This window comes from uncultured Clostridium sp. (assembly GCF_910588715.1).
In the GTDB taxonomy this organism is placed as follows: domain Bacteria; phylum Bacillota; class Clostridia; order Clostridiales; family Clostridiaceae; genus Clostridium.
Map to the genome: position 1 here is coordinate 805,007 of NZ_CAJURG010000001.1, position 23,654 is coordinate 828,660.

Annotated in this window: 20 protein-coding genes, 2 pseudogenes and 1 riboswitch; of the genes and pseudogenes, 4 read left to right on the forward strand and 18 right to left on the reverse strand. The window is 27.7% G+C overall.

Annotated features, from left to right (window positions below):
* Window positions 1-11: 11 nt before the first annotated feature.
* From nrdD (QZ321_RS04005) to QZ321_RS04030, 6 genes and pseudogenes are all read right to left on the reverse strand, one after another.
* Window positions 12-971 (reverse strand): annotated as a pseudogene (gene nrdD / locus QZ321_RS04005) (anaerobic ribonucleoside-triphosphate reductase); the annotation flags it as partial.
* A gap of 143 nt (window positions 972-1,114) precedes the next feature.
* A complete protein-coding gene (locus QZ321_RS04010) occupies window positions 1,115-1,936 on the reverse strand; it encodes a GIY-YIG nuclease family protein (RefSeq protein ID WP_291746745.1) in 822 nt (273 codons plus the stop codon).
* Between the two features lie 166 nt (window positions 1,937-2,102).
* Window positions 2,103-3,278, reverse strand: a complete 1,176-nt coding sequence (nrdD, locus tag QZ321_RS04015; protein ID WP_347282917.1) for an anaerobic ribonucleoside-triphosphate reductase — start codon at window positions 3,276-3,278, stop codon at window positions 2,103-2,105.
* Window positions 3,279-3,703: 425 nt separating this feature from the next.
* Window positions 3,704-4,618 (reverse strand): homoserine O-succinyltransferase, encoded by a 915-nt coding sequence (metA, locus tag QZ321_RS04020; protein WP_291746749.1) that lies wholly within the window; start codon window positions 4,616-4,618, stop codon window positions 3,704-3,706.
* Between the two features lie 111 nt (window positions 4,619-4,729).
* Window positions 4,730-5,536, reverse strand: a complete 807-nt coding sequence (yidA, locus tag QZ321_RS04025) for a sugar-phosphatase (RefSeq protein ID WP_291746751.1) — start codon at window positions 5,534-5,536, stop codon at window positions 4,730-4,732.
* A gap of 174 nt (window positions 5,537-5,710) precedes the next feature.
* The gene (locus QZ321_RS04030; protein ID WP_294196257.1) at window positions 5,711-5,989 is read right to left on the reverse strand and encodes an ATP cone domain-containing protein; all 279 of its coding nucleotides are present in this window, start codon (window positions 5,987-5,989) and stop codon (window positions 5,711-5,713) included.
* Window positions 5,990-6,216: 227 nt separating this feature from the next.
* Here QZ321_RS04030 and QZ321_RS04035 point away from each other — a divergent pair, with 227 nt between their 5' ends.
* A complete protein-coding gene (locus QZ321_RS04035) occupies window positions 6,217-6,729 on the forward strand; it encodes a L,D-transpeptidase (RefSeq protein ID WP_291744343.1) in 513 nt (170 codons plus the stop codon).
* A 225-nt stretch (window positions 6,730-6,954) separates the two neighbouring features.
* Here the strand turns inward: QZ321_RS04035 and QZ321_RS04040 are convergent, their stop codons facing one another.
* A complete protein-coding gene (locus QZ321_RS04040) occupies window positions 6,955-7,371 on the reverse strand; it encodes a DUF3785 family protein (protein ID WP_291743266.1) in 417 nt (138 codons plus the stop codon).
* Between the two features lie 171 nt (window positions 7,372-7,542).
* Here QZ321_RS04040 and QZ321_RS04045 point away from each other — a divergent pair, with 171 nt between their 5' ends.
* Complete coding sequence (locus QZ321_RS04045) at window positions 7,543-8,142, forward strand: hypothetical protein (protein WP_291746756.1); 600 nt, start codon at window positions 7,543-7,545, stop codon at window positions 8,140-8,142.
* Window positions 8,143-8,247: 105 nt separating this feature from the next.
* Complete coding sequence (locus tag QZ321_RS04050) at window positions 8,248-8,745, forward strand: ferritin-like domain-containing protein (protein WP_291743271.1); 498 nt, start codon at window positions 8,248-8,250, stop codon at window positions 8,743-8,745.
* Between the two features lie 91 nt (window positions 8,746-8,836).
* Here the strand turns inward: QZ321_RS04050 and QZ321_RS04055 are convergent, their stop codons facing one another.
* The gene (locus QZ321_RS04055; RefSeq protein WP_291743275.1) at window positions 8,837-10,138 is read right to left on the reverse strand and encodes a homoserine dehydrogenase; all 1,302 of its coding nucleotides are present in this window, start codon (window positions 10,136-10,138) and stop codon (window positions 8,837-8,839) included.
* A gap of 263 nt (window positions 10,139-10,401) precedes the next feature.
* Here QZ321_RS04055 and QZ321_RS04060 point away from each other — a divergent pair.
* Window positions 10,402-11,248, forward strand: a pseudogene (locus QZ321_RS04060) (DegV family protein).
* Between the two features lie 99 nt (window positions 11,249-11,347).
* Here QZ321_RS04060 and QZ321_RS04065 read toward each other — a convergent pair.
* The 10 genes from QZ321_RS04065 to QZ321_RS04110 all read right to left on the reverse strand — a co-directional run.
* On the reverse strand, window positions 11,348-12,295 hold the full coding sequence (locus QZ321_RS04065) for an ABC transporter permease (protein WP_291746758.1): 948 nt from the start codon (window positions 12,293-12,295) through the stop codon (window positions 11,348-11,350).
* Window positions 12,295-13,374 (reverse strand): ABC transporter permease, encoded by a 1,080-nt coding sequence (locus QZ321_RS04070; protein ID WP_291746760.1) that lies wholly within the window; start codon window positions 13,372-13,374, stop codon window positions 12,295-12,297. Before QZ321_RS04070 ends, QZ321_RS04065 begins: the two co-directional genes overlap by 1 nt.
* Complete coding sequence (locus QZ321_RS04075) at window positions 13,374-14,894, reverse strand: ABC transporter ATP-binding protein (protein WP_291746762.1); 1,521 nt, start codon at window positions 14,892-14,894, stop codon at window positions 13,374-13,376. Before QZ321_RS04075 ends, QZ321_RS04070 begins: the two co-directional genes overlap by 1 nt.
* Window positions 14,895-15,327: 433 nt before the next feature.
* A complete protein-coding gene (locus QZ321_RS04080) occupies window positions 15,328-16,401 on the reverse strand; it encodes a BMP family protein (RefSeq protein ID WP_291746764.1) in 1,074 nt (357 codons plus the stop codon).
* A 120-nt stretch (window positions 16,402-16,521) separates the two neighbouring features.
* A riboswitch (purine riboswitch) is annotated at window positions 16,522-16,619 on the reverse strand.
* Window positions 16,620-16,717: 98 nt separating this feature from the next.
* Window positions 16,718-17,782, reverse strand: a complete 1,065-nt coding sequence (locus QZ321_RS04085) for a BMP family ABC transporter substrate-binding protein (protein ID WP_291746766.1) — start codon at window positions 17,780-17,782, stop codon at window positions 16,718-16,720.
* A gap of 248 nt (window positions 17,783-18,030) precedes the next feature.
* Complete coding sequence (gene asnB / locus QZ321_RS04090; RefSeq protein ID WP_291746769.1) at window positions 18,031-19,872, reverse strand: asparagine synthase (glutamine-hydrolyzing); 1,842 nt, start codon at window positions 19,870-19,872, stop codon at window positions 18,031-18,033.
* A gap of 231 nt (window positions 19,873-20,103) precedes the next feature.
* On the reverse strand, window positions 20,104-20,211 hold the full coding sequence (locus tag QZ321_RS04095) for a MetS family NSS transporter small subunit (RefSeq protein WP_291743338.1): 108 nt from the start codon (window positions 20,209-20,211) through the stop codon (window positions 20,104-20,106).
* Between the two features lies 1 nt (window position 20,212).
* Window positions 20,213-21,730 carry a sodium-dependent transporter gene (locus QZ321_RS04100; protein ID WP_291743335.1) on the reverse strand — a complete coding sequence of 506 codons (1,518 nt, stop codon included), beginning with the start codon at window positions 21,728-21,730 and terminating at the stop codon, window positions 20,213-20,215.
* A 356-nt stretch (window positions 21,731-22,086) separates the two neighbouring features.
* Entirely contained in the window at window positions 22,087-22,914 is an 828-nt protein-coding gene (locus QZ321_RS04105; protein ID WP_291743331.1) for an HAD family hydrolase, read from the reverse strand.
* A 153-nt stretch (window positions 22,915-23,067) separates the two neighbouring features.
* On the reverse strand, window positions 23,068-23,654 hold a 587-nt coding region (locus QZ321_RS04110; protein ID WP_294196262.1), incomplete at its 5' end, for an SH3 domain-containing protein.

Sequence of the window (23,654 nt, forward strand, 5' to 3'; positions counted from 1 at the left end):
TTTTATATATTCTACAAGTGAAGAACTCTATCTCCAATTTCAGCAGTTCTTCCTTTATTCCAATATGAACTTCCTATATATCCACAAGTTCTTCTCATAACTTGTAATTCACTTTCATCATCATTTCCACATGATGGACAATGCCATGTTAAACTTTCTTTATCTAATTCCATTTCTCCATTAAATCCACATTTATAACAAACATCAGATTTTGTATTAATTTCAGCATATTGAATATTATGATATATAAAGTTTATTATATCTTCAATTGCTTCAACATTTTTATTCATATCTGGCACTTCAATATAAGAAATACATCCTCCTAATGATATACCATGGAATTGAGATTCAAACTTTAATTTACTAAATGCATCTATTTCTTCACAAACATGAACATGATATGAATTTGTATAATATAACCTATCAGTTACATTCTTTATTTCTCCAAATCTTGCTTTATCTATTTTGCAGAATCTATAAATTAAACTTTCTGCTGGAGTTCCATAAAGACCAAATCCAAGTCCTGTTTCCTTTTTCCATTCATCACACTTATTCTTCATATGATTCATTACTTCTAAAGCAAACTTCTCTCCTTCTTTAGAAGTATGAGTTACTCCTAACATAGCCTGAACCATTTCTGCTATGCCAACATAGCCAAGTGAAAGAGTTGAATATCCATCTTTTAATAACTTATCTATTTTTTCACCTTTTTTAAGTCTTGCTATAGCTCCATGTTGCCAATGTATTGGGCTTGAATCTGAAGTTACTCCAAGTAACATTTTATGTCTAGTTAATAAAGCATCTTTACAAAGTTCTAGCCTTTGATCAAGCATTTCCCAGAACATCTCCATATCTTTATCAGCTATTATAGCTATTTGTGGTAAATTTAAACTAACAACGCCTTGATTAAATCTTCCATACCACTTATAATTTCCTTCTGCATCCTTCCAAGGACTTAAGTGTGATCTACACATTCTACTCCAATATTTCTATTAGTTTGGACTATCTCTTCGCTCCAGTTCACCAGACCTTCATCACGCCTTGCACTTCCATTGGTGCTAATCTCCAATGTACTCTACTCCCTTACATTATCTCAATGTGGTTTCGATAGTCTCTACACGTTTTCTGTAATAAATTCATCATAATACAATGCTCTCTTATTTTCTAGAGGCTTAAATCTTTCAAGATTTTTTCTATTTTTACATTTCTTTTTATTTTTAATCCATAGCTCCAAAAATGTTCTTCCAACATTGTATTTTATAGCCATTCCCCTATAATATTCAGATTTATTTTTAAATCGTTCTATTATATTTCCATATTCATCAACAATAACAACTTCTCTATAATAATCATCTCCTAAATGAGATTTTTTTAGATTTTCAATATGAGATTTGCTTTTAGGTACCCCTTTAAGTGATTCACTTGTTTTTCTACATTCATCTTCACTTCTAGTTCCCCCCTTTAATTTCTTGCTTATATTGCTTTTTTGCTCTTCTGTTAAATGCTTTCCATACATTCCATTTCTTTCACCCTTTAATCCACCATTAATTCTCATTGGATTTTTATCCCCAATCTTGCTATTACTTATCTTCTTACTAATAAGCTCTTTATTAGGATGATTAGATAATGTATCTCCTCCACATTTACCTATACTATTCTTAGTATTATATCCTTTCTTAACAGAATCATAAAAGCATATCCAATAATATTCACGCTCATCTAATTCTTTTTGATTTGACACTTCCTCCAATAATTCTATATAGAAATTATCCCTTCCATACTTTCTAATAGCCCTATAAAATTTAGTATCATGTTCGTCTTTTTGGTATCCCATATGTCTATTAAATCTTTGTGTTAATGTTTCAATAGTTTGGCCTATATATACTTTATTATTAATTTTACAAGTTATTTTATAAATTTTAAAGCTTCTTTTCATAATCTACCATATTTATCTTTCTTAAAATATAGTAAGACTTCTTATTACAGAACTTCGCACGATATTACCATATCATTACTGACTTAGGTTTCATCGTTAGCCAGCTTTATACTGACACCCCTTTTGCCTGGGTTCACAAGGTTTTACATGAGCCGTAGTCTTACACTTAATTACTATAACCCATTGGTGGGAAAGTATTCCCTTCATAGTTTTGTCTCATTATCTTTGCACTTTGATAATCTGGTACTAATCTCTTAGCTGTACATTTTGCTGCAAGTTTAGTTATATAATCATATCTTCCACCTTCAAGACAATTATGCTCATCAAGAACATATATTAATTTTGGGAATGCTTCTCCTATTTCTTGACCCTTATAATTTTTCATTCCCTCAAGTCTTTGTCTTATCATTTCTTCACAAATCATAGCCATTTCTTCTTCATATTTATGGCCTTCTTCTATTTCTAAATAAATTGTACTAAATGGAGCTTGACCGTTAGTTGTTTGTAATGTAGATAATTGATATCTTATAGTTTGAACGCCATCTTTAAGTTCCTTCATCTTCATATCTTTAGCTAATTTAGTAGCAAGACTTTCATCATTAAGCATTTCCATATAATGTTTAAATGCCTTATCTTCTGTTGCTTTTAAATATTTAGCTAAATGTTTAATAGTAATACTTTGTCCACCATATTGATTAGAAGAAACCTGAGCAATTATTTGTGTTGCTACTGTACATGCTGTCCCAAAACTTTTAGGTTCCTCAACTAATTTTTCATTTATTACTGTTCCATTAGTAAACATATCCTCTAAATTTATTAAGCAGCAATTAAACATAGGTGATATAGTATAATCCATATCATGCCAATGAATTGCCCCTTCATCATGAGCTTGAACTATATGAGCCGGAATAAGCTTTCTTCTAGCAATATCCTTAGACACTTCCCCTGCAATTAAATCTCTTTGTGTTGCAGATACTACAGGATTTTTATTTGAATTTTCTTTCATTACATCTTCATTTTTCTTACTTAAAAGCTCTAATATACTATCGTCAGTAGTATTTGTATTTCTCTTAAACTCTTGTACAGCTCTGTAACCTTCATATGCTCTTGCAGTTTCAGCTTGCCCATAATGAACTAATCTATCATAAACATAACTTTCTATTTTATAAATAGTTGCTATTTCATCTTGCTTTCCAAAATATTTTTCAGCATCATTTGCGATTAATCTTGCAATATCAGCTAAAAATATTCCACTTCCATTTTTCATAGATTTAGTTATAGCTTCTCTTATTTTGCTTTTGTCAAATTCTACTGTACTTCCGTCTCTTTTAATTACTTTCAATTAATACCACTCCTAAACTTCAGTATATTTTACATAATCCACCTTGTGAAAAATTTATAAAAAAATAGTGCTTATATTAATACTATTTCCTTTAAACACACAACATATTGTACTATTTTTTTATTTTAAACACAACATATAGTTCATGGTGTTTTAAAGGAATTTACTATATCTTTCTTAAAAGCACTTTAATTTTCTTTATATTTTATTAACTTTCCTAAATTATCCTTATTTTTATATATTTTAATCTACAATATTTCTCATTATAATACATTAAATTATAAAAAACATGTCTTGAAATTTTATAAAATATATGCTTTTTTAATTTTAGTTTCTTTTACTTTATAGAAATTTTTTCACTAAAAAAGATTATTAAATTGACTTTTTTAACTTATGATTATGAATCAATTTAATAATCTTTTTAATTATAATTCTTCTAAATTATATGGAGTATTTTGATATACACAATAATTAATCCAATTACTAAAAACTACACTTGCACTTCCTCTCCACGTTACCATAGGTTCTAAGTTTGGATTATCATTTGGAAAGTAATTTTTAGGAATTTCTATATTTAATCCCTTAGTAGCATCTCTAAAATATTCATCACTTAAAGTATTTCTTTCATATTCTAAATGTCCTAATATAAAAATTTGTCTTCTGTTTTTATTAGCAACAATAAATACTCCAGCCTCTTCTGATTCTGATAATATATCTAATTCATCAATTTTTTCTATATCTCTTCTTCTTACCTCGGTATGTCTAGAATGAGGTGCATAAAAAGTATCATCTAATCCTCTTGTAAGATCTGCATTTTTATCATTTATAAAATGTTTAAATACCCCAAACATCTTTTTTTCTAACTGATATTTTGGAATTCCATAATGATAATTCAATCCTGCCTGAGCTCCCCAACAAATATGAAGAGTTGAATACACATTGCTTTTACTCCATTCCATTATTTCCTTTAATTCATTCCAATACATAACATCTTCAAATTCTAATTGTTCAACTGGTGCCCCTGTTATTACTAATCCATCAAATTTTTCATTTTTTATATCGTTAAAATAACTATAAAACTTTCTCATATGCTCAAGAGGTGTATTTTTAGATTTATACGTTTCTGTTTGCAAAAGCTTAATTTCAACTTGAATAGGTGTATTAGACAAATATCTAAGCAACTGATTTTCTGCCTGAATTTTTTTAGGCATTAAATTTAATATTGCTATTTTTAATGGTCTTATATCTTGATTTATTGCCCTTTCACTATTCATTACAAAAATATTTTCATCAGATAAAACCTTAAATGCAGGTAAATCAATTGGAATTTTTATGGGCATAGCCTCCCCCTCCTTAAAATAACACTAAAACATATTTATTCTAAAAGTATAATATTTATTATTAATATAAAAAAAGCCTGCTATAAGCAGACTTTAAAAAATATTAATTATTTAATTAAGTACAAATTTTTCTATAGCTTTTGCAACACCATCATTTTCATTTGAATCAGTAATATAATTTGCAGCTTCTTTAACTTCTTCAAATGCATTTTCCATTGCAACACCCATACCAGCATAAACTATCATATCAAGGTCATTTCCTGCATCCCCAAAAGTCATTATTTCTTCTTGCTTTATATTTAAATGTTTTGCTAATAATTCAACACCAGTTCCCTTATTTACGGCTTTATTTAAAAACTCTAAAAAGTATGGTGCACTTCTAACAACAGTATATTTATCATAAACTTCCTTTGGTAAATTATCTATTGCCTTTTGTAATACATCTGGTTCATCAATCATCATAACTTTAATTATAGAATGATCATCTTCTATATTTGAATAATCGTTTATATTTATTCTTATTCCATTTATATTTGCTTCAACTTCTGTATATTTGCTATTTTTAGGAGTTATTAATCCATGTACATCTGAAAAAGCATGAATATTTACACCTAATTTTTTACTTAAGTTATGTAAATAATGTAAATCTGCACCTGTTAATGCTATTTGTGAAATTACTTGTCTACCTTTAGTTTTTAATACTAGCCCACCATTATATGTTAAAACATAATTATCTTCACCATACATATCAAGCTCTTCTAAATATCTTGTCACTCCATCAATTGGTCTTCCAGTTGCAATTACAACTTGAACACCTCTTTCTTTTGCCGCCTTTATAGCACTTTTTGTTCTCTCAGAAACTGTTTTATCTTCCCTTAAAAGCGTTCCATCCATATCGATTGCTATTAATTTATACATAAACTTTTAAACCATCCCTTGCAATAAAATTTCTGTTTTATTATAACATATAATCTACTTATATCGTGATATTATTATTTATAAAAATTTTTCCTAAAGTTAATATAACACAATAAAAAAAGTTGTAATAACAATAAAAGCTTTAGAGCTTAAAGCGTTATTACAACTCACCTTTTATCTGTCACAATTTTTATATCCTAAATAAGACATTGCAATATCATAAAATCCATCAACATTAAGGGTTTCTATTATTACTGCAAAGATTTCATAGGTTGATGTAATTCCATCATCTCCCCTTAAATCTTTTAATATTTTTAAAACACTAGTGCTTAATACCTTCAAATCAGCTTCGTTTATAATTGTATCACTATCAATAGATGCACCTAATATACTACTTCTGATTTTAATAACATCTAAACTTTGCACCCTTACATCCCTTTTTATGACTTGCATAAACACACCCCCACATAAATAAATTATATACTATCACAAACACTTCAAAACGATTTCATAATTTATTCAATAATATATTATATGTTTATATAGTATTCTATCTACAATAGAATTTATATTTTTCATATAATTTTAATTAAACTATCAATAAAAATATCATTACATTTAACATTTATTTTCCATAGTCGTAAAATATACTATAAAACTTTATTGGAGTTAAAAATATTATGAATTTTAAATCTAAATTTAGAAATTTATATCACTCATCACGTCAAAACTTAACTCTTCTTTCTAGTACATTAAAAACTGGAAAATCTTATAATGATGATGCCCTAGAAAAAATAAATAAAGGAGATTTTTCTAGCAAAACAAAATATTTTGTATGGGTTGATACAGAAAACTTTAAAACTAATGTATTTAAAGGTACTACTCATTATTGGATTTTAGAAAATAGCTTTCTTTGTACTGTAGGACGCCCTAGTTCCCCCACCATAAAAGGAATTTTTTATGCTGGTCCTAAAGGTTATTCCTTTGGAGAAGCACGTGGATTTAGATGCTTTTACTATACACAAATAAAAGGTAATTATTTATTCCACTCAATTCCTTATAATTTAGATGGTTCAATTAGAGATTCTCGCTTAGGAATGCAATTAACAGATGGTTGTGTAAGACTTGCAACTAAACATGCAAAATGGATTTATTACAATGTTCCATCTGGTACAACTATATATATAACTTAAAAATATATTAAATAAATTATAAACAAAATAAATTTCTTACCATAATAACAAATTTAAAAATATACAATTTCTCATTTAAATCTTAAAAAAGCTATATAATATTAAAAATTTCTTTATTTAATATTATATAGCTTTTTTTATTACATATAATTTTTATTGATAAGTAAATTCTCTTCCTAAAATTATTAAAAATGAGTAAACCTATTAAACTTATTACTAAATTTACTATACTTCAAATTCTTCAATTTCTATAGAATAGCTTCCACAATGTTTACAAACATTTATCATTACAATATAACTATTATCTACTCTTTTGCTCTTTAATAATCTTTTAAAAGATAGTCCTTCATATTCCTTATCTAAAGTACTTATTACATATTCCCCATTTTTAGTATATATGTAAAAATTAAATCCTAAGAAATCAAAAAACTTCTTCTTTTCGCTAACTCCTTCATTACAATTTTCACAAGGAAAATCAAAAAATGATTTTATAAATTCAATATTATCACCATTATGTAAAATTTCTATTATCTTTTTTTCATCTATGTCTTTAATTGGATTCTCTTCATCATTTACAAAATAATCAAGATTATCTTCATTTAAAATATATTCTTTATCATCAAAAATAAATTTAAACTCCATTTAAACTTTCATTCCTTTCTTTTTTAAATAGTATTATTGTAAATAATAACATAACCTTTCTAATAAATAAAGCTATTTAACAATTTTTACCATATTATTGTAAAAAAATTATTAACAGTTACATATTTTTAGTGTAAAATATAAATTATAAAATAAAAGGTGGGGGTTAATTTGAATAATAGGGAGATATATCTAGTTTTATCTAGAACAGGTACTATGTTTTCTAATATAATTGCTCTTTTTACGCAAAAAGAGTATTCTCATGTTTCTTTATCTCTTGATAGTTCCTTCTCTCAAATGTTTTCTTTTGGAAGAAAAATTCCAAGCAAGGTTTTACCGGCTGGACTTGTTAAAGAAAATTTATATAGTGGTGTATTTGCTATGTATCCTAACAGTAGGTGTTTAGTATATAAAGTTAATATTTCTTTAGACCAATTTAATTTTTTACAAAATGAAATTAATGAATTTTTTAAAAATCAAGATGATTATAAGTATAGTGTTTTAGGAACAGTTACTGCTTACTTCAATAAACCTTATAAAAGGGAATATTATTATTTTTGTTCTCAATTTGTATCTGAATTATTAATTAATAGTGGAATTTATAAAACGGACAAGCTTCCAGAAGTTATAAAACCTATGGACTTATTAGAAATAGAAAATAAAACCCTTTTTTATGAAGGATTTATAAATGAAAATAGAAATATTAAAGATGATTCTAATTTGTTTAATTCACAAAAAATATGTAAAGTAATTTCTAGATTAATATCATAAAATTAAATATCTTTTCTTAAAATTAACATTCTTTATTTTAACATTTAAATGGATTTATTCATAAAATATATTTATATAATATTGTTGTTTTTAAGGAGCAAATAAATGTATTCAGTTGATCTTCCTTACCCTGAAGTTAAAGTAAAAGAAAAAAATTCAAAATATATTAATTTAATTTTACTTAATTATTCTAGTGCTACTTCAGAATTTGATGCCATAGCACAATATACTTATCATCAAATTGCCTTAAGCTATAATAATAAAGAAGTATCTGATATTTTGCGCGGAATATCTATAGTTGAAATGCATCACTTAGAAATGCTTGGTAAAATAATACTATTGCTTGGTGGAGAACCTGGGTTTTGGATTGAAAATAAAAAGAAAAGTTATTGGTCTAGTAAATTAATAAATTATAATTTATCATCAATTAAAGATATTCTTACAGTAGATATTCAAGATGAAAAGTGTGCTATTAAACAATATAAAGAAACTATAAATAAAATTGATGACGAATATATAAATGCTGTACTTAAAAGAATAATTTTAGATGAAGAATTTCATATTCAACTTTTAGTTAATCTTTATACTAAATATGTAAAATAAAGTTATATAGATAGTGAATGAAAAAATTTAAATTTTCTCATTCACTATTTTAAATTAATTAAGTTTTAAAATAAAACTATATATTTTAAACTTAATTAAAATCTTCAATTCTTATTATATTTTCTACATCCTTTACTGTTCTTAAGTCGTATAGCTTATCTATAGAATCATTTATTAAAAACTCTTTAGTTTTGTGTGTTATTAAAACTAAAGTTACTTCATTATTTTCATCATGTTTTCTACCCTTTTGAATAACAGATTTTAAACTTACCCTATTTGAACCAAAGATAGTAGTAATTTGTCCTAATACACCTGGTTTATCTTCAACAGTTACCCTTATATAATATCTACTTTCAACCTCATTTATATCTTTAATTTTCTTTTCCCATAAATTATTTCTAATAATTGGATTATTATTTTCTGATTCTATATTTTTTCTTAAAATAGCAATTATATCACTTACAACTGCACTGCCTGTTGGTAAATCGCCTGCCCCTCTACCATAAAACATTAAATCCCCCACAGCATTTCCGTTTATAAATATTGCATTAAACGAATCATATACATTGGCAAGTGGATGAGTTTCTGGAATCATAGTAGGATGTACCCTTAATTCTATTTCGCCATCATCATCTTTAGCAATAGCTAATAATTTTATTGACATACCAAAATCACTAGCATACTTCATATCTATTGGCTTTATTTTAGTTATCCCTTCTCTATATACATCATTAATATCAACTTTAGTTCCAAAAGCTAATGAAGCAAGAATAGCAAGCTTATATTGAGCATCATATCCTTCAATATCTGAAGTTGGATCAGCCTCTGCATATCCCTTTTCTTTAGCTTCCTCTAATACTGAATCAAACTCTAATTGTTCAAGCTCCATTTTGCTTAATATATAATTTGTTGTTCCATTAACTATTCCATATAATTCATTAACCTTATTTGCAGTTAAATTTTCATTTATTCCATTAATTATAGGAATCCCACCTGCAACACTAGCTTCATATTGAAACATAACTCTCATTTCTTCTGCTTTTTCAAAAATTTTATCTCCTTCAGTTGCAAGAAGCATTTTATTTGCTGTAACTATATGCTTTTTTGCTTCCATTGCTCTTAACATATATTCTCTAGCAGGTTCTATACCTCCCATAACTTCAACTACAAGCTTTATAGAATCATCATTTATTATTTCTTCAAAATCAGTTGTTAAAATATTTTCAGGTACTTCAACGCCTCTATCTTTATTTAAATCTCTAACTAATATCTTAGATATCTCAATTTCATATCCAGACCTTTTCATAATTTCTTCTCTATTTTGATGTAATATTATATATACACCTCTACCTACATTTCCTAAACCTAATAATGCTATTTTTACTTTTTTCATTTAACAAACCCCCTTTATATTCCTCTCCCCAGTCTATATGTATTATAAATATTATAATATATTAATTATAATACATTTACTAAATTTTCCATACACATTTTTTCTTATATTTTATTAATAGTATTTATATTATATTTACTTTTATTACATAGTTTTAAAAACTATGTATTGTGTTTTTATAGAAAAGGTGGTATTATATCAATATATAAATTGATTATCAAATATTTTAAAATTTAATTATTTTATAATAAAGGGAGATTGTTATGGAAAAAATAGCTTTAATAACAGACAGTACATGTGGCTTACCAAATGAATATATAGAAAAGTACAACATTCATATTGCTAGATTAAAAATAATTTATAAATCTGCAGAATATATAGATGGAGTTACAATAACATCAGACGAGGTTTATCGTAAATTAAAGGAAGAACTACCTACTACCTCTATGCCTTCTGTACAAGATATTTGTAATATATATGAAACTTTATTAAAGAAAGGCTATACCCATGTTATAGCTATGCCCATTTCATCTGGCCTTTCTGGAACAATAAATAGTTTTAGAATTGCTGCTTCTGAATATGAAGATAAAATTACTAGTTTTGTTTTTGATACTAAAATTTTATCTATGGCAGTAGGTTTATCTGTTATTGAAATTGGTAAGATGATTGAAGTAGGTAAAGATTTTAAATATATTTGCTCTGCCATTCCTAAATTAAGAGAAGATACTTCAATGTACTTTAGAATATTTAATTAAAGGTGGAAGAATAGGAAAAGTTACTGGAAGTGTCGGGCAACTTTTAAATTTAAAACCTATTATCACTATGGATGAGGATGGTAAGTATACTAACCATTCAAAAGTTAGAGGTTCAAAGAAAGCTTTTAATACATTACTTGATTTAGCTACAAATATATTAGATCAAGGAAAAGGTAAAGTGATTATAATGACAGGAACCATGCAAGAAGAAGCTAAAAAACTAGAAAGCATGCTTTCTAAGCATAAAAATACTACCTTTATCTACTCAGGAACAATTACTCCTGCTGTAGGAATACACTCAGGTCCTAAACTATTAGCTGTTGCAGTATTGAAAGAATCAGAATTAACAAAATAATGTATTTTAACAATTATTAAAATATAAATAGAGCTGTAATTATATTGAAAACTTTTAATTCAATATAATTACAGCCCTTAATTATATAAAATAATAATTTTATCTCTTTCCTGCATCAAATATTTCACCAGCAGCCTTTGGTGCTTGTGAAGATTTAGAGAATATTATTAATGCAATTAATGTAACTACATAAGGGAATACCTTTAATATTACTAATGGTATACTTGCTAATTCTGGAATTACTTGTGCAACATTTGCTAATGTTGATGCAAATCCAAAGAAGAAAGTTGATGCTAATATTCCTAAAGGTCTCCATTGTCCAAAAATTAATGCTGCTAATGCAAGGAACCCTAATCCTGCAACACTTCCATTAAATTCACCTGAATATGTTACTAATATTATACATCCACCTAAAGCAGCTAATGCTCCTGATATCATAACACCAACATATCTAGTTCTCATTACGTTAATACCCGCTGCTTGAGATGCTTGTGGGTTTTCTCCACAAGATCTTAATCTTAATCCAAATGAAGTTTTATATAATAAAAATGCACTTATTATTAATATAGCTAATACTAGCCATGTTGTAGCATATGTCTTTGTAAAGAATAATGGTCCTATTACTGGAATATCCTTTAATACAGGAATACTTTTTGGTAAGAATCCTAAAGTTATTCTTATATTACCACTACCTGTTATATTTCTTGCTAAAAATACTGTTAAAGCTCCAGCCATCATATTAATTGCTGTACCACTTATAACTTGGTCTGCATTTAAATTAATACTTGCAAATGCATGTAAAAGTGAGAATAAAGCTCCAACTATTGCAGCAACTAAAAGTCCTATCCATAATGCTCCATTAACACCTGCTGCTTGAAGTTTAGATATTGTTAAAGCTCCAGCAAAAGAACCTACTATCATAAATCCATCTAAACCTATATTTACAATACCACTTCTTTCACAATAAAGTGCTCCTAAAGCAGTAATTAGCATAGGTATAGTATACGCTATTGCATAAGGAAAAATTTGTACTATTATATCCCACATTATTTTTCCACCGCCCTTTCACTAGTTGTTTTTAATTTCTTATCTTCTCTTTTTTTCTTTACGTTTTTAATTAGTTTATCCATAACTACGCTTGTTGCAGCGAAGTAAATAATTGTAGCTATTATTGTATCTGCTAATTCTGGTGGTACTTTAACATTGGCATTCATAAATCCCTTACCAACATATAATACGCCAAAGAATAATGCTGATAATAATACTCCAAATGGACTATTATTTCCTAATAAAGCAACTGCTATTCCATCAAAACCTTGAGCTGGCATTACACCAATTTGAAGAACTGCTGAGTTACCCATATATTGCGCAACACCTGCTAATCCTGCTAATCCACCTGCTATCATCATGGAAATTACTATGTTTCTATTTACAGGCATACCAGCATATTCAGCACCAAATCTATTGTATCCAACAGCCTTTAATTCATATCCTAAAACAGTTTTATTTAAAATAAACCAAATAATTATTACAGAAAATATAGCTAAAAATATTCCATAATTTATGTACGAACCACCAAATATGTTTGATAACCAATCAGCTTTTAAAGTTGCAGAATCTGCAAGTCTAGCTGATTCTGTTTCTGTAGTTCCTTTTAAGTATTTTGGAACCATGTAATAAACAATCCAATATGCAGTCCAGTTCATCATGATTGCTGAAACAACTTCATTAACATTAAATAACGCCTTTAAAAGTCCTGGTACTGCTGCCCAAATAGCACCAGCTAAAATACCACTTACAATCATTAATGGAACTAATATAGGATACGGTAAATCTACTAATAATCCTATAGCTGTTACAGTAAATCCACCTGCTAACATTTGACCTGGAGTACCTATATTAAATAATCCAGTTTTATTTGCAAAGGCAAAAGATAATCCAGTAAGAATTAATGGCGTTGCAGTTGCAATTGAGTTACCTATTCTTTGTGGGTTCATTAATCCGCCTTTGAATAAGTAAGTATAACCATCAATTGGATTAAATCCCATTGCTAGCATTAATAAAAACCCAGCAAGTAACCCTAACACTACTGCCATAATAGATTTTAATAATTGATTCTTATGCACTAAGCTTCCTCCTTCTTTATGCCGGCCATCATTAAACCAACTTCATTTTCATTTGTTTCATTAGCATTTACTATACCTACTAATTCACCATTATTTACAACAGCTATTCTATCAGATACATTTAAAACCTCATCTAATTCAAGAGATACTAATAAAACTGCTTTTCCTAAATCTCTTTGCTCTACTAATCTTTTATGGATATATTCAATTGATCCAACATCTAATCCTCTAGTTGGTTGAACTGCAATTAAAAAGTCTGGATCAGATTCTATTTCACGTCCAATTACACCTTTTTGTTGGTTACCACCTGATAATGATCTTGCAATAGATTTTCCACCTTCACCAGATCTAACATCAAATGTTTCAATAATCTTTTGAGCATATTCAGAAATCTTTGCTCTATTGATTAATCCATTTTTAGAAAATGGCTTATTTCTATATGATTTAAGAACCATATTATCTTCCATTGTATAATCTAAAATTAATCCTCTTTTATGTCTATCTTCTGGAATATGTGCCATACCATCATCTATTCTTTGACGTATTGATTCTTTAACTATATTTTTTCCTTTAAATATAATGTTTCCTGATTCAATACTTCTCATACCAGTTAATGCTTCCACTAATTCAGTTTGACCATTACCTTCAACTCCAGCAACTCCAACTATTTCTCCTGCTCTAATATCTAATGAAAAATTCTTTAAACCAAGTACTTTCTTATTGTTATTAACAGATAAATTTTCTATTTTTACAACTACATCCTTTGGTTTTGATTCGGTCTTTTCAACCTTAAATGATACTTCTCTTCCAACCATCATTTTAGCCATATCTGCTTCACTAGTATCTTTTACATCAACTGTACCTATATATTTTCCTCTTCTAATAACTGTACATCTATTAGCTGCTTCTTTAATTTCTCTTAATTTATGAGTAATTAAAATAATAGACTTACCTTCTTTAGTCATATTTTTCATAATTGAAATTAATTCATCAATTTCACTTGGAGTTAATACCGCTGTGGGTTCATCAAATATTAAAACATTAGCGTTTCTATAAAGCATTTTTAATATTTCTACCCTTTGTTGCATTCCCACAGAAATATCTTCAATTTTTGCATATGGATCAACATTTAAACCATATTGCTTAGATAAAGCTTCTATTTTTTTTGCAGCACTTTTAATATCTACAGTTAATCCTTTTCTAGGCTCACACCCTAAAATTATATTTTCAGTAACAGTAAAGTTATCTACTAATTTAAAGTGTTGGTGAACCATTCCAATTCCTAAATCATTTGCAATATTAGGATTAGATATTTTTACTTCTTTTCCTCTCACCTTTATGGAACCTCTATCCGGCTTGTACATTCCAAATAACATTCCCATTAATGTTGATTTCCCTGCACCATTTTCACCCAAAAGAGCATGAATTTCTCTTTCTTTTAGTTGAAGTGTAATATTATCATTTGCTACTATACCTGGAAACTCTTTACGGATATTTAGCATCTCAACTACATATTCCATGGATATCCTCCTCTAAAAATAATTATTTTATAAATACACATCTTTAATTTATGCAAATTACAAATTGCTATTCTTAACATAATAATCTTATAATTACGCCCGAACTTCATTTTAAGTATAATTTAAAAAGTTCGTATTTTCAACATTTTTTTCTTTATTTTTCACAATTAGTATATCACATTAATTGCATAAATGTATTTTTATTTATAATTAATTAATTTAGTTATAATTATATAAACAATTTAATGTTTTTATTTAATGTTTTTATTTATAGTTGTAGTTTTGTATTTATAATTAACTATTTATACTTTTAATTTATCCTTTAAAATTTTAGTATATTTTATATAATATTTTTAAATTAATATAAATTATTATTTTTAATATATTAAAAAGAAGTTATGTGGAATTACACATAACCTCTTTTATTTTAATTTTATAATTCACTTTTAACTACTATTTCACCATTTTTAATAGATTCTAATACTTCATTAACTTTATTTACTGTATTTTCACTTAAGTTAGGATTTTCTTGTGGAATACCTACTGCATCATTTTTAGCATCAAAAACTAATGATTGCCCACCTGGGAATGTACCATTTAATTCGTCTTGTATCATTTTATAAGCTGCTTCATTTACTTTTTTAACTGCTGAAGTTAATATTACTGACTTATTGCCTTCATAAATACCATCATCATATTGGTCACAGTCAACCCCTATAACCCATGCTTCTTCACCGTTGACAGCTCTTGTTTTAGCTTCTGTAATAGCTCCCATACCAGTTCCACCAGCTGCTGCAAATATCACTTTAACACCTCTATCATACATTTGAGCTGCAATTTGTTGTCCTAAAGCTAAATCTGTAAATGAACCTGAGTAAACAATATTTTCTGGCTTTAAGCTAATATTTGTTCCAAGGTTTTCATTAGCATAAGCTACACCTTGTTGGAATCCATAATTAAACTTCTTAACTGCTGATGATTCCATACCACCTATAAATCCAAAATCACCATTTTGTAATTCAAGTGCTGCTGCAACCCCAGCTGCAAATCCACCTTCTTGTTCTGCAAATTGTATTGCAACTGTATTATTAGCTACTTTAGAGTTTCCCTTTCCGTCATTTGGAACTCCATCAATTAAAACAAATTTTGCATCTGGGTATTCTTCTTGAGCCTTATAATAAGCTGATTCAAGTTTAAACCCAGGCCCTACTATAAATTTATATCCTGAATCATAAAGATTTTGTATTTCTGTTAAATAATCTGCTTCTGTTTCTCCAGAAGGTTTTAAATAATTTTTATCAATTCCAAGATTTTTTTCTGCTTCTATTATACCTTCCCAAGTACCTTGGTTAAATGATTTGTCATCAATTGTTCCTGAATCAGTAACCATACCAACCTTTAATGTACCCTTTCCAGAATTAGACGAACCATTATCTCCATTTCCACATGCAACTAATCCTGTAGTCATTAATAATGAAAGTGCTAACGTAATAATCTTTTTTTTCATTTGTTCATTCCTCCCAAATAATTTTATTAAAAAAATCTATCTCACGGAAACAAAAAAATATGTATTAATTCCTACAATGAAAATAATACATATTAGCTAAATTATTGTTCGGCTAAATTCTTATGCACTAATTTCACTTATAGCAGGAAATTCAAGGTTTCCGGTAGAAACGCTCTGCCATATTCAGAGCTTATATAAGTTACTTATCGTTCGTGTAAATTATATTTAATATTTTTTTCATTGTCAATACTATTTTACCCAAAAATTCAAAAAAGACTATGTTATTTTCTTAACATAGCCTTTAACATCTTTAATTTTATAATTCGATTTTTACTTCTATTTCTCCAGACTTAATAGCATTTGTAACTTCATTAGCCTTTGATGTTGCTTCTTCATTTAAGTTTGGATTTTCAGTTGGAATACCTACAGCATCATTTTTAGCGTCAAATCTTAAAACTTCTCCACCTGGGAATTTACCATCTATTTCATCTTTTATTATTTGATAAGTTGCTTCTTCAATCTTTTTAATAGCTGAAGTTAATACAACTGATTTGTTTCCTTCATAAATACCATCATCATATTGGTCAGAGTCAACACCTATAACCCATACTTCTTCACCATTAACAACTCTTGATTTAGCTTCTGTAATAACTCCTATATTAACACCAGCTGCTGCAGTAAATATTGCTTTAACTCCATTATTATACATTTGAGCTGCTAATTGTTGTCCTAAAGCTGTATCAGAGAATGAACCTGAATAAATTATATTTTCATTTTTTAAGCTAACACTTGTTCCATAGTGTTCATTAGCATAAGATACACCTTGTTGGAATCCATAATTAAACTTTTTAACTGATGGCACTTCCATTCCACCAATAAATCCAAAATCACCATTTTTTAATTGAACTGCTGCTGCTACACCAGCTATAAATCCACTTTGCTCTTCTGCAAAATATACTGCAACTGTATTTTCAGCTACCTTAGTATTACCATTACCATCATTTGGTTCACCATCAATTAAAACAAACTTTGAATCTGCATATTTATCTTGTGCTTTATATATTGCTGTTTCAAATTTGTAACCTGGAGTTACTATAAATTTATATCCTGAATCATATAGATTTTGTATTTCTGTTAAGTAACTTGCTTCTGATTCACCATTAGGTTGCATGAATGTTGTTTGAAGCCCAAATTCTTTTTTAGCCTTTTCTATTCCTTCCCATGTACCTTGATTAAATGATTTGTCATCAATTGTACCTGTATCAGTAACCATACCAACTTTTAATCCATTTCCTTCTGCTGAGTTATTATCACTTCCACACCCAACTAATCCTGTTACCATTAAAGCTGAAAGCATTAATGCAACTATTTTTTTCTTCATAAGTAAACTCCTCCTAAAAAGTTTATTTTTGGATACGCGTTATAATTTATTATATCCCTAAAAATCATATAAAAAACTATATTTAATAATTATATGAACCCTTTAATTATCTGCGTATCATTATAATTTATCTGTTTTTTTTTGTCAATATATCATTTATTTTGTGTAATATTTTTTATTTTATTTATCTTAAATAAAATAAAGAAGATTAAAGTTTATTATCCCTTAATCCTCTATAACTTTCCATATTAAATTAATATATTAATATTATACTCTCTTAACCAAGTATCAACTTGAACTAAATATGCAATCATTTGTGGTCCAGTCATAAGTTGGCCAAACCAAGGTGTTTTATAAGATTCACCTCTTGTATTCACTATTTCTTGAACCTTATCTTTATTTATTATTTGTAATATAGGAGAAGTTTTATCGTCTAATATTTTATTCATCATATTGCAAACAATATTAGTGTATATAGGATTATGAGTTTTTGGATATGGACTCTTTTTCCTATATATTATATCCTCAGGAAGTATACCAACTAATGCTTTTCTTAATAACCCTTTTTCTCTTCCATCTAAAAGTTTTACATCTACTGGTAAATTAAAAGCATAATCTACTATTCTATAATCTGCAAAAGGAACTCTAACTTCTAAACTATTATACATACTTGATCTATCTTTTCTATTTAATAAATTAACCATAAACCATTTTAAATTTAAATAAAATAATTCCCTCATTCTATAAGTTTTTTTATCTTCATTATCTAAATGAGGCACTTGTTTTAAGGTTTTCAAATATTCTTCATTAGTAAGTTCTTCAATATTTAAATTTTTTAAATTATCATTTAAAATTGTCTTTCTTTCTCCTACAGATCTTGACCATGGAAAAGTATTAGCATTTATCATTTCTTCATTAGTAAACCATGGATATCCAGCAAATAACTCATCTGCACATTCTCCTGATAATCCAACAACAAAATCTTTTCTGATTTCTTTGCAAAATAATAATAATGAAGAATCAACATCTGCCATACCAGGCAAATCTCTACTTAAAGTGGCTTCTCTTAATGAATTTGCTAAATCTTTTTGTTTTAACAAAACGGTTCTATGGTCACTATCTATAAATTTTGCCATTCTTTCTGCAAAGTATTGATCAGAAGTAGGTTGAAATAATGATGATTTAAAATACTTATCATTACCTTCATAATCTATAGAATAGGTGGTTAACCTCTTTCCTCTTTCTTTAAAATCAGCTGCTGCTATTGCTGATATTGCTGATGAATCTAGTCCTCCAGATAAAAATGTGCATACTGGCACATCACCTACTAATTGCCTTCTTATTGCATCAATTAACAATTCTCTAACATGACTTACTGATTCGTCAATTGTTTCATTTAACTCCTTAGCTTCAACCTTCCAATACTCCCATATCTTCATATTATCTTTTGTTACCAACATGCAATGTGCTGGAGCAATTTCATTTATTCCTTTATATACAGCACTTCCCGGTGATACAGCTGGTCCTAATGCAAAAAGCTCTGTTAATCCATCTCTATCAATTTCTGCTTTTACTTCTGGATGTGCAAGTATTGTTTTAATTTCTGACCCAAAAATTAAAGTGCTTCCCTTTTTAGAATAAAATAATGGTTTAACTCCCATAGCATCTCTAGCTAAAAATACTTGTTTCTTCTCTTCATCATATATAGCAAAAGCAAATATTCCATTTAATTTTTTAATAGCATCTATTCCCCAAGCAATATATGATGTCAATAACACTTCTGTATCAGAATAAGAATCAAAAGTAAAGTTTTCAGCTAGTAATTCTTTTCTTAAATCTTCTGTATTATAAAGTTCTCCATTATAAACTATAACGTATTTTTTCCCACCAACAATTTTAATCATTGGTTGTTTACCACCCTCAGGATCAACAACTACTAATCTCCTATGTCCAAGTAATACGTTGTTTGAGTCATATAATCCTTCGCTATCTGGTCCTCTTCTTTTTAGAGTTCTTACCATTTTGCAAAGTATATCTCTCTTTCCTCTTAAAATTTTATTAAAGTCTACCATTCCAGCTATTCCACACATAATTTCACCTTCTCATTAAATTCATATTACAGAATATGACAAACTTTGTCTTTAAGTGCAAACTTAGTTTTAGCATAAAAGAAAAGTAGCGTATAAAATTACTTCTTCATAAATCTCATAAATAAAAATTTCATATAAAAAAGGAGTTGTATTAATATTAAATTAAAAAACTTCAATATTATACAACTCCCTTTTCTTGCTAAATGTTTTATATTTTAAATTTGAATTTAACTAATTTATTTCTTTTTCTTTCTTTATAGAGATTACTAATGTAGTTATTAAACCACCCCATAACACTATTGCACCAATTGCAAAGTAAATTAATGCTGTTGCAGTCATATTAAACTACCCCCTCTTTACTTTTCTTTTCGAATTTCTCTATGGCTTTATTTTTCCATGGTCTTCTTGAAACTACTATAGACCCAATTATACCTAATCCAATAATAGACCATCCATAAGCAAATAACGCTGGTAAACTATATCCACCATACGGAGTTCTAACTTCTGTTAAAAAGTTACTAACTAACATTATTGTTAGCATTACTGGTATTATAAATTTAACTGTAAAATCCCACCATTTTCCGATTCTAAAGTATGAAGTTTCATTTGTATGATTTCTAACTTTTTCTGGTTTAATTATCCATCCTATAAATATAGCTTCTAATAATCCTACAACTACAATTCCATAACAATTAATGAAATTATCCATTATATCTAACACATATAATCCTGCTCCTGATGCAAATGTTGAGCTCATAATAACTCCTAATAAAGCTATAACTGAAACAACCTTTTTACGTGACCAACCTGTTTTATCAATTACAGCTGATGATACAGCTTCAACTAATGATACACAAGATGTTAATCCCGCAAAAACTAAACAAGTAAAGAATAAACAGCCAAGTATAGTTCCCCATACCCCCATAACTGAAAATACCTTAGGAAAAACTATAAACGCTAGTCCAATACCACTTGAAACAACTTCTTCAATCCCAACACCTTGACTTGTTGCCATAAAACCTAAAATTGCAAAAACTCCAATTGCACATAAAAACTCAAATCCACAATTTGCAAATGCAGTCATAAATGCACTATTATTTATATCTGTTTTTTTAGGTAAATAGCTTGAATAAGTCATCATTATTCCCATAGCCAAGCTTAATGAATAAAAAACTTGTCCATATGCAGCTATCCAAACTTTAGGCTCCATAACCTTGCTCCAATCTGGAGTAAATAATTTATTTAATCCTAAAGTAGCACCCTCTAGTGTTATTCCCTTTAAAACAATTATTATCATTATTAAAACTAATGTGGGTAATAAAACTTTATTTAATTTTTCTATTCCACCTTTTACACCCTTATAGCATATAAACCAACTAATTCCCCAAACTAAAGTTATTCCAATTAATATTGACCAAATAACTGTTCCAAATTGAAAAGGTGATTCTGTAAGTTTTAAAAATCCATTATAAAAATATGAATTTGGATCATTGCCCCAACCTTTTGAAAAACTTAGTGTAAAATACTTCATTGCCCAACTTAAAATCATAGAATAATATCCTAATATAAAAAATGCAGTAATACTTGGCCACCATCCAAGCCATTCCCATTTTTTATTTGCTCTTGCCATAGCTAACGGTGTAGAGCCTCTAAATTTATGCCCCATTCCATACTCTAAAATTAATAGTGGTATACCTGCTGTAAATATAGCAAAAAAGTACGGAACTAAAAATGCTCCTCCTCCATTTTCATAAACTAAGTATGGAAATCTCCATATATTACCTAATCCAACTGCTGATCCTACAGCTGCTAATATAAAACCAAACTTTGTCCCCCATTGGTCTCTTTTATTATCCATATATTAGGCCCCCTTTTAATTATCACTTGTAAATATAATATATCATTTTACTTTTTTTTTCAAGTATACTATAAAAATCCATTAACCATAACCAATATTTAATTATTAATTAGATAATAAATTTATATTTATATTTAAATTTTTATTTTTTTATACTGTTAAAAGCATTGCTATAACTTATTTACACTTAATTTACATTTTATTAATCTTTTTAATATTTTTCTATCTAAGCATATTTTAAACCGTTTTCTTTTATTATTTTTAAGTGTATTACATATTTTTCTATAAAACAAAATAATAAAACAGAAAATATTAAACTAATTTATTAATAATTTAATACTTCCTGTTTTACTCTATTATTTACCCTTAAATCTATTTAATAAAAATTCAGCAACTCCATCTTCTTCACAACTACCTATTACATCAGTAGCTATTTTTTTAATCTCTTCTGCTGCATTTTGAGTAGCATATGATTCATTTGCTAATTCAAACATAGGTATATCATTTAAATTATCTCCAAAGCAAATAACCTTGCTATAGTCTATATACTTTGATAAATACTTTATTCCATTAGCTTTAGATGCTTCACTGCTATAAGCTTCTAAAAAATAACAATCTTCATATACATCCTTATAATAATTAACAGTTATTCCTTCAATACTTTCAATTTCTTTTGCTATTTTTTTTATCTTTTCATAGTTATCAAAAGCAACAAAATTAATTATATTTGCTTCTATAATTGATTCTTTATAATTTTCAATTTGCACAAAAGTTTTTAATCTTTTATCAACTCTTTCTTTATAAAAGTTATATTCATAAACATTTTCAAAATCCTTATGATATACCCATAAATGATTATCTTTAACACCATATACTAATGGATTTTTATTATATGATTTAAAAATATCTAAAACCTTATGCGCTGATTCTTTTTCTATTCCTTTAATATCTATATATTTTAACTCTTTTGTATCATATATTAAAACTCCATTCATTAACGCAACTGGTAACTTTAAATTTAAATCTTGTAATATTTCTACTGCTGTGGCTGGAGTTCTAGCTGTAGCTACTGTAAAATTAACTCCTTCATCTATTAACTTATTTAAAATTTCTAAAGATTTTTTAGGAACTTCTCTTTTACTATTAATTAATGTTCCATCTAAATCGGTTACAAATAATTCCATATTTTTTCTCCTCTTTTGTACTTCTTTTATGTTTGATTATTTACATAATAATAAATTAATTATAATTCATAAAAATTTAAAGAGTTATATTAGTTTGATTCTTATATATTTATCATTTCCATAAATCAAACCAATATAACTCATTATCTGATATTAACTTGCTATATTAAAATCTACATATTCATTTAATATATATCCATTTGTGCCGTTATATTGAATTTTACTCCATTCACCCTTATCCTCTATTATAGAAACTTTCTCTCCCATAGCTATTGTTCCTATAATAGCTGATTCATAATTAGATTCATCTCTAACCTTTAAAGATAAAGTTACAGCAGTTCCTTCTCTTAAAATGCTATTTTCTTCAATACTTCTAGTATTAACTAAAACATAATCTTTGCTTACATAACCATATCCACTTCCATATTTTATCTTATACCATGTCCCACTTGTTTCTACTATTTCTATCTTTGCTCCATTATTTAATGAGCCTATTACTGAATAGCTTGTTCCTGCTCCACTTCTTACATTTAGTGCGCCATTTACCTTTACTGTCCCACTTTTTACAGTACTACTTGAATTTGATCCTCCAGCATTTGTCCCAGAATTTGAACCTCCTCCGTTATTAGAGCTTCCACTATTACTAGAACCACTACTACTTGTCGATACTGTCACATAATCCTTACTTACATAACCATATCCACTTCCATATTTTATCTTATACCATGTCCCACTTGTTT